General features: G+C 31.3%; 8 protein-coding genes. 3 read left to right on the top strand and 5 right to left on the bottom strand.

The window, feature by feature from the left end:
* Positions 1-34: 34 nt before the first annotated feature.
* Positions 35-1168: a cysteine desulfurase family protein gene (locus Q4548_RS13635; protein WP_303455928.1), complete on the bottom strand. Its 1134-nt coding sequence runs from the start codon at positions 1166-1168 to the stop codon at positions 35-37.
* Between the two features lie 189 nt (positions 1169-1357).
* Between Q4548_RS13635 and lon the strand changes: the two genes are divergently transcribed.
* Together lon and Q4548_RS13625 are read left to right on the top strand one after the other, a co-directional pair.
* A complete protein-coding gene (lon, locus tag Q4548_RS13630) occupies positions 1358-3817 on the top strand; it encodes an endopeptidase La (protein ID WP_303455926.1) in 2460 nt (819 codons plus the stop codon).
* Between the two features lie 154 nt (positions 3818-3971).
* Positions 3972-5063, top strand: coding sequence for a DUF748 domain-containing protein (locus tag Q4548_RS13625; protein WP_303455925.1), 1092 nt, complete (start codon positions 3972-3974; stop codon positions 5061-5063).
* A gap of 17 nt (positions 5064-5080) precedes the next feature.
* Here the strand turns inward: Q4548_RS13625 and Q4548_RS13620 are convergent, their stop codons facing one another.
* The 4 genes from Q4548_RS13620 to Q4548_RS13605 form a co-directional block, all read right to left on the bottom strand.
* A complete protein-coding gene (locus tag Q4548_RS13620) occupies positions 5081-6619 on the bottom strand; it encodes a PepSY domain-containing protein (protein WP_303455924.1) in 1539 nt (512 codons plus the stop codon).
* A gap of 4 nt (positions 6620-6623) precedes the next feature.
* Positions 6624-6923: a hypothetical protein gene (locus Q4548_RS13615; protein WP_303455923.1), complete on the bottom strand. Its 300-nt coding sequence runs from the start codon at positions 6921-6923 to the stop codon at positions 6624-6626.
* 418 nt (positions 6924-7341) lie between these two features.
* Entirely contained in the window at positions 7342-8058 is a 717-nt protein-coding gene (locus Q4548_RS13610; RefSeq protein WP_303455922.1) for a DUF4198 domain-containing protein, read from the bottom strand.
* A 52-nt stretch (positions 8059-8110) separates the two neighbouring features.
* Positions 8111-10456, bottom strand: a complete 2346-nt coding sequence (locus Q4548_RS13605) for a TonB-dependent receptor (protein WP_303455921.1) — start codon at positions 10454-10456, stop codon at positions 8111-8113.
* A 264-nt stretch (positions 10457-10720) separates the two neighbouring features.
* On the opposite strand from Q4548_RS13605, the gene Q4548_RS13600 reads away from it, so the two are divergent.
* Entirely contained in the window at positions 10721-11530 is an 810-nt protein-coding gene (locus Q4548_RS13600) for a helix-turn-helix domain-containing protein (RefSeq protein WP_303455920.1), read from the top strand.
* Positions 11531-11535: the final 5 nt, after the last annotated feature.

Raw genomic sequence — 11535 nt, 5'->3', positions numbered from 1 at the left:
GTTTTTGATTCAATATTCTATAATGGATGTATTTCTAAACAACATTTAAAAGCTGAGCAATTACATAATCAATTTCATCTTGGGTGTTTAATTTAGAAAAAGAAAAACGTACCGAAGTATTTTGTTGTTCCTCGTCGTTTAAAAAACTTTGCAATACGTGAGAACCCTTGTTGGCACCACTTTGACAGGCGGAACCTCCAGAAACAGCAATTCCTTTCAAATCTAATTGAAACAACAACATAGGCAAATCTTTGGAAAACTGAACGCTAAGAACAGTATGTGTACTTTTGTTCAAATCTCCAGAAACTCCGTTGAATTTTACGGACGGAATTTTATTTTTTAATTCAGACATAAAATAATGTTTCAATTCCTTTAGGTAATGTAGGTCTTTTTCCAAGTTAGATAAACACACTGTCAATGCCTTTTCCATCCCCACAATGGCAGGAGTGTTTTCTGTTCCAGCTCGGGAACCTCGTTCTTGTTCTCCTCCTAAAATTTCAGGCTGAATTCCAGTTCCTTTCCTAAAGAAAGCAAAACCAATTCCTTTTGGCCCATGAAATTTATGTGCAGAAGCAGCTAAAAAATCAATATCTAAATCAACCAAATTGATGTCAAAATGACCAATAGATTGTACAGTATCGGTGTGAAAGAGAGCTTTGTATTTCTGTTTGAGAGCAATCACTTTGTCAAGATCTAAAATAGTTCCAATCTCATTGTTTACATGTAGTAAAGAAATAAGTGTTTTCTCTGTAGTACTGTTTTGTAGTAATTTTTCTAAATCATCATAATCAAGCGTTCCGTCTGGCAATGTTTTTACATAAGAAATAGTCGTATTCTTAGAAGCCAAAAAATCAATAGTGTGTAAAACCGCATGGTGTTCTAATTTAGAACTAATGATGTGTGTAACATTTAAATGATATACGGCATTTTTAAGAATCAAATTATCAGCTTCGGTTCCACCAGAGGTAAAGACTAGCTCAGAAGTGGTACAATGTAATTGTTTTGCAATACTTTTACGTGCATTTTCTATCAAGGCTCTAGAGCTTCTTCCAAAAGAATGGGTAGAGGATGGGTTTCCGTATGTAGTTTCTAAAGAAGAAACAAAAGAGGAAATTACCTCTGGCAGTAATGGGGTAGTGGCAGCATTGTCCAAATAAACTTTTTTCATAGTGACAAAAATAAGGTTATCTGTTTAAAAGAAAAGTAACTATTTACATTTTGTCAGTTTTAAAGTTATGGCATCATCCTTGACTTATTACTTTCTAGATAAATATACATGCTTGTTTTTCTGTACATTTACAGTCTTTAAACAAGTAATCAAACTTGCAGAATGTCACATTGACATCACATGAAACCTATGAGTAAATACACAAACATAAAAATAGACACTTTGTCTATGCAGGATATGATGGATGAAGATTCAGATTTAATTCCATTATTAACCCCAGAGGATGAAGAGGAAATGAACAAAGAATTGGTGCCAGCAACATTGCCAATTTTACCTTTAAGAAACACGGTTTTGTTTCCAGGAGTGGTTATTCCAATAACAGCAACTAGAGATAAGGCTATTGCTTTGATTAAGGAAGTGAACAAAGGAGATAAAATTTTAGGAATTGTAGCTCAAAAAGATCCAGCTAGTAAAAATCCAACTTTTGACGATATTTACCACACTGGAGTAGTTGCTCAAATTTTGAGAGTTTTAAAAATGCCTGATGGAAATACAACCGTTATTATTCAAGGTAAAAAACGCATGCAAATTAAGGAAGCGGTGCAACAGGAACCTTATTTGACTGCAACTGCTGTTGAGATTATAGATGATTTATTTGTACAAGATACAGATGAGTTTAAAGAAATAATAGAAACGGTAAAAGAAACAGCCTTGAATGTGATTCAAGAGAATCCAAATATTCCTACTGAAGGAACTTTTGCCATTAAAAACATACAAAGCAATTCGTTTCTGATCAATTTTATTTCTTCTAATATTGATTTGTCTGTAGAAGAAAAACAAGAATTGTTAGAAATAAACAATTTGCAAGACAGAGCTATTGCAACGTTGAAAAAATTGAATGTAGAATTGCAACGTTTGGAGTTGCGCAACGACATTCAAAACAAAACACGTGTTGATTTGGATCAGCAACAGCGTGAATATTACTTACATCAGCAGTTAAAAACTATTCAAGAAGAATTGGGAGGAAACTCTCATGAAGCAGAAGTTCAAGAGTTGATTACAAAATCATTGACTAAAAAATGGTCTAAAGACATCAAAGAAACTTTTGAAAAGGAAGTGGCTAGAATGAAACGTTTGAATCCGCAAATGCCAGAATACTCTATTCAACGTAATTATTTAGAGTTGATGTTGGAATTGCCTTGGGACACTTATTCAGAAGATAAATTTGATTTGAAACAAGCGCAAAAAGTTTTAGAACGTGATCATTTTGGATTGGAAAAAGTGAAAGATCGTATTATAGAACATTTGGCTGTGTTAAAGTTGAAAGGAGATATGAAATCACCAATCATCTGTTTGTACGGACCTCCGGGAGTAGGAAAAACATCTTTAGGAAAATCTGTTGCCGAAGCTTTGGGTAGAAAATACATCAGAATGGCTTTGGGAGGTTTGAGAGATGAATCTGAAATTAGAGGACACCGTAAAACTTATATTGGAGCTATGCCAGGTAGATTGATTCAGAACATTAAAAAAGCGGGAACAAGCAATCCTGTTTTTGTGTTGGATGAAATTGACAAAATGGCTTCTGGAATGCAAGGTGATCCTGCTTCTGCGATGTTAGAAGTATTAGATCCTGAGCAAAATTCAGCTTTCTACGATAACTTTTTAGAAGTTGGTTATGATTTGTCTAAAATAATGTTTATTGCAACTGCAAACAGTATTGGAGACATTCCGTGGGCATTGAGAGATCGTATGGAAATGATCAACGTGTCTGGTTATACCATTGAAGAAAAAATGGAAATAGCCAAAAGACATTTGTTGCCAAAACAATTAAAAGAACACGGACTGAAATCAAGTCACCTAAAAATAAACAAACAAGAATTAGAGTTTGTAGTGACTGGATATACAAGAGAGTCTGGAGTTCGTAATTTGGAAAAAGTAATAGCCAAATTGGTGCGTTATGCAGCCAAGTCTATTGCAATGGAAGAAGAGTATGAGGTGAATTTAACAACAGAAATCATTCAACAGGTTTTAGGGCCTGCAAGAATGGAACGAGACAAGTACGAAAATAACGATGTTGCTGGAGTAGTTACAGGGTTAGCTTGGACAAGTGTTGGAGGAGATATTTTGTTTATTGAATCTATTTTATCTAAAGGAAAAGGGCTTTCTATTACAGGAAATTTAGGTACGGTAATGAAAGAGTCAGCAACAATTGCTTTGGAATACATAAAAGCACATGCAGAAGAATTGGGTGTGAAACAAAAGGTATTGGATGAAAACAAAGTACACATTCACGTGCCAGAAGGTGCTACTCCTAAGGATGGACCAAGCGCTGGAATTACCATGTTGACATCACTGGTTTCTGTGTTTACCAAACGAAAAGTAAAAGCAAAATTAGCCATGACAGGAGAAATTACTTTGAGAGGAAAAGTACTGCCTGTAGGAGGAATAAAAGAAAAAATATTAGCAGCTAAAAGGGCAAATATCAAAGAGATTATTTTGTGTGAAGCCAATAGAAAAGACATCGAAGAAATTAAAGAATCTTATTTAAAAGGTTTGAAGTTTCATTATGTTACTGAAATGAATCAAGTGTTAGAAATAGCTTTGACCAAGCAAAAAGTTAAAAAATTAACTACGGTTGCAGAGGCTTAAGAGATATTCCATTACTTAGAATCTAAACAAAAAGACCAGCTTTAATCAGCTGGTCTTTTTTTTATAAAGTTGATGTGAATCAAAAAAGTGATTGACAGGTATATTTTAATCATATAGCAAACAATAAGTAATTTTACGTACTAAATTTGAGCTCATGTCTAATCCACCTTTTTACAAAAAGAAAAGAATTCTTATTCCATCTCTAATTATTGTATTATTTATAGGGATAAGAATTGCACTACCATATTTAGTTAAAGATTATATCAATAAAGTATTAGCAACCAGCGTTACAGGCTATACAGGTTTTGTACAAAATGTGGGTATTTCTCTTTACAGAGGAGCCTATCAATTAGATGGTTTTATTTTAAAAAGTAACAAAGCTAATTCTGATATTCCTTTTTTAGACTTGCCAAAAAATGATATTTCTATCCATTGGAAATCTTTATTGCATGGGAAAATTGTGGCCGAAGTGATTATGGATGGACCAAAAATTAATATTGTAAAAGAAGATCAAGAAAAACAACCTGCAACCAATGTTGAAGAAGAAGATTGGACCAAAACATTAACCAGTATTATTCCCATAGACATCAATAGATTAGAAATAACTAATGGAAAAATAACTTTTGCAGAGCTTACCTCAAAACCTAAAATTGATTTAAATATTGATAATATTAAACTACTAGCTACCAATTTAAGAAATGTAACTAGTAACAATGGCAAACTACCTTCTACATTAAATGTAACAGGTACTTCTATTGGTAACGGAAATTTAAACATAAACGGAGGTTTAGATTTGATAAAAGAAATTCCTGATATGGACATTTCGATGGAATTTACGGATATTGACATAACAGCGTTGAATGATTTTACCAAACAGTATGCACAGATTGATTTTGAAAAAGGAAATTTAAATTTATATAGTGAGATAGTAATTGCAGATAGTTACTTAAAAGGTTATTTTAAACCTTTAATTAAAAACACCCAGTTGATTGGAGAAGAGGATTCTTTTTTGCAATCTATTTGGGAAGGATTTGTCGGTTTTTTTCAATTTATTTTTAGAAATCAAAAGAATGAGGTTGTAGCTTCCAAAATACCTTTAGAAGGAGATTTAAGTAATGTAAATACTAATGTTTGGATAACAGTAAGAAACATTGTAACCAATGCATGGATCAAGGCTTTTAAAAATAAAGTAGATGATACAATTGATTACAAAGAGGTTATTAAAGAAAATAATAGTGAATTATAATAAAAAATAAAAAGAGTCTATTTTTTATTTTTACTACAAATCCACAAGGTTGTTAAAGCCAAACAAATCCAAAAAGCATCTATAAAAAAGAGCTGATATTGTTGGTGTTGAAATGAAGTCCAAATCCAATTTTCAGTGATGATTCCATTGACGATAGGAATGCACAAGCCAATATAACTTCCTAATCTTAACGTCCATTTGTTGATAAAATAGATATCTTTTTTCAAGATAAAAAACACGGTAAAAAGCAACCAACCTATAAAATAGAAACTGTAAATAAAAGTCTGACTCATTTGTGCAGAAAATACTTTAACGGCAATAAAAGACAAAGCAGTTATGGGGTACATGCTTAAACAAATAGCCAAATAAATTAAAACGACTTTTTGATTAAAACGTTTTCTTTTTTCGGGAACATTCTTTTTATCTCTAGCAACCAACCAAATCATTACTCCAGAAATAATTACAAAACAAGAAGTGATTCCTAATAAAAAACTAATAATTTTTAACAAATAACCACCATAATCTCCATAATGAATTCTGTAAAGTATATTTTTAACACTTTCTAAATACGATGTTGTTTCGCTAGGTTTTTTCTGAAAAACTATTTGTTGGTTAGAGGTTTTGTAGGTTATTTTCCCAAAACCATTAAACTTTATATTTCTATCTGAGTGGCCTTCAAGTGTCATATGTTCATTGGTATCTCCAAAATTTTGAATCAATATTTTGGTCGTGTTAAATTGAGGCCATTGCTTTTGCACTTTCTTTAGGTAACTATTGTAATCTACATTTTTTTCTGTTTTTTGTTGATGAAATTCATAGTTAGTAGGAGTATAGCCTAAATCCTTATACAACTCTTTTTGATTTCCATTGTAAATAACCATTACGTTAGGAGCTACCAATAGTAGTTTTATCATAAAAAAAGTACCCGTTACAGCATATACAAACTGAAAAGGCAATCCAATCATTCCCAAAGCAGTATGTGCATCAGTCCACATGGCTTTTAATTTTGCCATGGGTCTAAATACATAAAAGTTAGAAACAATTTTTTTCCAATGAATCAATACCCCTGTAATAATGGCAAATAAGAAAAAGAAAGCTGTAAAACCAGCTGTATAATAACCAATTGGGTATTTAATTTGTGCTAAAAAATGCAATCGATATAAAAATTCTCCTAAAGAATAAGAGCTTACATAGTTATGTTGACTAAAATTTTGAATATCTAAATAAAAGAAACTTCGTGTTTTAGCTTCTTGGCTGCCTAAAGTATCTTTGGTCGCAGAAATAGAAACATTTACTCTTCTTTCGTACCCAAGTTTTTCTATGGTAACATCACTCCCAAATAATTCTTTGTTTTTTTTAATGGTATCAATAGCTTGATTGATATCAAACGAAATATTTTCGGAAAATTTTGCGCTTTCATTTCTTTCCCAGTTGATGATATCGTCTCTAAAAAAGGAGAAAGAACCCGCAAAAAAAATGATAAATAAAACCACACTGATAACAATACCACTAACCGTATGTGTGTGAAATAAAATATTGTGTTTTCTGTTGTCCATAATTTTATTGAATAGGAAAGTAAAGTTTGCTGATGTAAATAATGCCAGAAAAAAAGAGAGAAATTAAAAGATAGAGTCCCCAAATTTTCCATCCGTTTTTAGCTAAAAAAGCCAAGACTAATAAAATAGCCCAAAGAATGAATCCTGTAAAAGTAGCTGTAATAATAACGTTTACATGATGAAAAAAATAGCACAAAGCCATATGAAAAGTAATGCTAACAAAATAGCCTCCTAGAATTCCAGCAGATATTTTAGAAAAACGTTGCCAATTAGAGGCATTTAAATATTTTGGATTTGCTGGCATATTAAATAGAAGTTAGTTGTTGAAACAATTCGATGAAGAAGAACAAAAAAATCAGAATACTAATGTTTTTATAGTTGATGATTTGTAATGGACTCAGTAAAACAACAAATCCTCCAAGAGTCATAAAACTTATCACTAGAAATAAAATTCCGACACAAATCCCTAAAGTATAGATTGATAAAAAAATGCTGATCATGAATAGTAAAAATCCTATTATTTTGGTTTGTTTTTTATGAGTTTGAATGTTTTTTTCAAACCCTAAACTATGAATTACTTTTATTCTTTCTGTGGTAGCGTAGAAAATGTAAAAAGTGAAAAATATGATGGTAAGTAATATCGTAATCATCTTAATTCTTAAAATTTGAAATACCCCTAAGCAACAAATCTAGCTTAGGGATATTCTTTTAGGGGTTTAAATTTATAATATTGAGTAGGTTACACAATGCCAATTAAATTGATAATCTTTGTGATTGTATTGACCAGGAACTTCTTCTTTATAAGTAGTTTCTACAATGTACTTTGTTTTCCAAGGCAAATTAAAGGTTACAAAACCATTTTCATCCGTAGTTAATGTTTTAGTCCACATATCTGCTACATATATTTTTACTTCATTTTTAGCCAAAGCTTTGTCTTTGAATAACACTTGTAGTTTGATGGTATTTTCTTTTTCTGAGACATCTTTTACTGTAATTCCATTGGTGTTTACAGCTGCTGTAGGGTTATTTTTGATACCAACTTGTACTTTTTCCACAGCGTGATAGTGTGTTTTAAAAATTCCAAAATCATATTTAGTGTAATCAATTACATCAATAGCGTTGTTGTCTAAAACTAGTGTATAAGTTCCGTTGTTTTTAGGAGTAAACTCGGCTAAATAGTAATTGTCTTTAGCGGTTGTTTTTAATTCAGCTTTAGTTCCGTTAGCATCTATGGCCCAAAGAGTGAATTTTTCTACACTTTTAAAAGCATTACTTTCAGTTTCTTCAATTTCTCCGTAGGTATATTCACCAAAGAAAACTTTTACTTCTTGAGATTGTCCAATTTTTCCATTAGGATTACTTTCTATCCACATATAATGTGCAAAACTGTTAGTACACGCAAACAGTACTATGCTTAATGTTAAAAATATATTTTTCATGTTTTTAGTATTTATGAATTCTATGATTAAAGAGACTAAGGACTGATTCTTATTAAAATTTATAAGCAACTGTGAACCTTGCATTTGTTCCAGGTTCAGTTTGCCAGTATAAATAATCTCCATATCCAGCTCCAGAATATAAATATTCATTCAGAATGTTATTTACATTTAGTCGAACACTAACTTTGTTGTTTTTCCAAGAAACCCCACCATCTAATCTAAAGTAATCTGGTAATATTGGGTCCTTTCCATCTGTTGCCCATGCCCATGAAGAACGATCTATTAAATATTGATACCCTAAAGACAGTCCAAAACCTTTTAATTTTGATGCTGTATTAAAATTATAATTCAACCAACCATTTGTAATATGCTTAGAATGTCCGGCAACTTTAGTACCTACAATTGTAGGGTCTGAATCTTTAGTAACTTCTACATTGGTGTTTGAGTAATTTAATACCATGTTTAATTCTGGAGTAATTTGTCCTTGCAAATCAAATTCTAATCCTTTAGATTGTACTTGACCTATTTGAACAGAGAAATTAGCATCTTCTGGATCGGTCACTAAAATGTTATCTTTTGTGATTTGAAATACAGTTAAAGACGTATTTAATTTTCCATCAAACCAAGTTTTTTTAAGACCTCCTTCAATATCTGTTGCAATTTCTGGATCAAACGTTTCATTGGTTTTACTAGCACCAGTTTGTGGTGTAAAAGCTTGGTCATACAACCCATAAACTGTAAAATTTGATAAAATATCAAAGCTAAGACCAACTCTTGGAGTAAATAGAGAACCTTTATCTTCTGTAGCATCTCGGATTATATCTGCATCTGTATATCTACCTGCTAAAGAAACTCTTAATCTATCTTTAAAGAAACCAATTTCATCTTGTAAATAATATCCTTTTGTAAGTGTTTTATATTTTACCAAACCATCTCTATTTTTTACACTTTTACTTCTGTCAAAATCAGGAAAAACAGCATTTCCATAAACAGGATTGTAGACGTTGAAAGGCGTTACATCAATGACTGCAGATTGACTCCAATCGTGCCAAGAATTTTTATTGTTGTAATCAAAACCGGCTAATATTTTATGACTTATTTTACCTGTATTAAAATTTCCATTTACAAATATTTGTGTAGCATTAATTTCTATGATAGCATCTGCACTACTTACATATCTTGTGATATCACCATTTTCTTTTACACTACCCCACACTGCCCAAGGAGACATTCCTTCTTGTTCGTAATTTAAATTTGAATACTGTGCTTGAAATTCCCAATTGTCATTAAACTTATGAGTAAAGTTTGTGAATACTTGTTTTTCTTTCATGTCTGTTTCTTGAAAATCTTCTTCAAGAGCTGAAAAATCTCTGTCTAAACTTGCAAATCCTGCCGATGCTGGCCCAAAAACATAGGCACCTCCATAAGGCATTTTTACTTTTTGATAAATATATTCTGCAGATAAAGAGGTCTTATCTGTAAATAAATATTTTAAGGTTGGAGCAAAAGAAGTTCTGTCTGTTGTTTCAAAATCACGATGAGAACCTTGAGTGCTTTTCATGAAATTTACTCTATATTGTAGTTTACCATCTACAAGTGTATTTCCATAATCTATAGCCCCTCTAAAAGTATTAAAACTACCTGCTGAAAAATTAACTTCTGCCACTCTGTTGCTACTAGGTTTTTTAGTTACTACATTAAAAAAACCTCCAGGTTCACCCGAAGCAAGCATATACGCAGCTGGTCCCTTTACAAACTCTACACGCTCAACAATACTCATATCTTCAGCTAGTGGTCCCCAAGAAGTGGTAAGGTTCATTCCGTTTCTCATAGGAGCAATTCTAAAACCACGCATATTTATGCGAGCAAAACTTCCCCAATGTTCAATCATTTGAGCACCACTTACATTACGGGTTATTCCATCCATCATTGTAAAAGAAGCCTGGTCGCTAATCAATTCCTTTTCTACAACTTGAATGTTCTGAGGTATTTTGATTAAAGGTGTTTTCAATCGTAAACTTTCTGAAGGATTTTTTGCCACATAAATATTTTTTTTGTGTCCTTCTAAAACTACTTCTTTTAATTTCTCTTGATTTTCTATCAAAACAAACTGAGGTACTTCGGTAATTTGATTGGCTATAACTTTTACTCTTATGTTTTTTGATTTATACCCTATAAACTTAGCTACAATGGTATATTCTCCTGGAATAATTTCATTAAAATTATAGTCTCCGGATGCATTGCTCAATGTTTTGTAGTTTGTATTGGAGATACTAATGTTGGCATAGGCCAATGAACCCCCATTTTTAGAACTTACTTTTCCTTGTATACCTCCTTTTTGTGCATAGATGCTAAAGGATGTAATTACTAGAAATGACAATAATACTATTTTTTTCATTTTAATTATTATTTAGATTTATTTAAAACAAGGCAAATGTATTCTCTATAGCTGATTCATCAAAATTTATTTAGACTTATTATCAATAATTAATAGTTTGTTTATAAAAATGTGTGTTTTATGAGAAAAAGAGAAAAACAAGAAGGATAAATAGGATTATTTTCAATGAATATTTAAACTATTTATTGTTTTTTAAGTCCAAAAAAAAGATTGGATTAACCTAAGACAGGTTATTTTTGTAACCTAGAGTAAATAAAAAAGCTATTGGATTTAAAAATTAATACGTACAATAAAATTTCTGCTGTTGTAGATATAAAAATAGAACCTTTTGACGTGAACAAGCGTTACACAAAACCTCACAGACATCGTAAATATCTGGAATTGGTTTATTTTACAGAAGGAGAAGGTTTTCATCACATGGATTTAATTAGTTATAAAATTCAGCCTCCTGTTGTGTTTATTGTCAAAAAAGAAGAAGTTCATCATTGGGAAATTAATACAATTCCGAAAGGATATGTAATCATTATCAAAGAGGATTTTTTAGAAAAAACATTAGACAAACACATCAATACACAATTATTGAAATTGGGAAAGAGTCAAAAAATAGATTTAGATTCTACAGATAATGTAATTGACAATCTTTTTGAAATGTTGTCTCAAGAAACCAAAAACAGTAAGACTTCTGTGGAATTGATTGAGGGAATGTTGAAAGCTTTGTTGTCTAAGATTATATCATACACACATCAGGAAAAAAAGTTAGAATCTACAGACAAAGTAACTCAGTTTGTAGCTTTGTTAAATGAAACATTGAAAAATAATGTTTCATTTTATGCCAATTGCCTTAATATTAGTTCTCAGAATTTAAATCAACTTTGTAAAAAGAAGCAAGATAAAACAGCATCACAAATTATTGCTACCCACATGGTGCAAGAGGCCAAAAGAATGTTGATGTATACAGACAAATCAGTTGGAGAAATAGCATATGAACTGAACTTTAAAGATGTATCTCATTTTGTGAAGTATTTTAAAAGACACACCCAAATGACTCCTTTGCAATTTAAAAATACTTTATAATAATA

It is taken from the genome of Wenyingzhuangia sp. 2_MG-2023 (assembly GCF_030548295.1).
Classification (GTDB): domain Bacteria; phylum Bacteroidota; class Bacteroidia; order Flavobacteriales; family Flavobacteriaceae; genus Wenyingzhuangia.
This window is presented reverse-complemented; position numbering and strand designations above follow the sequence as displayed.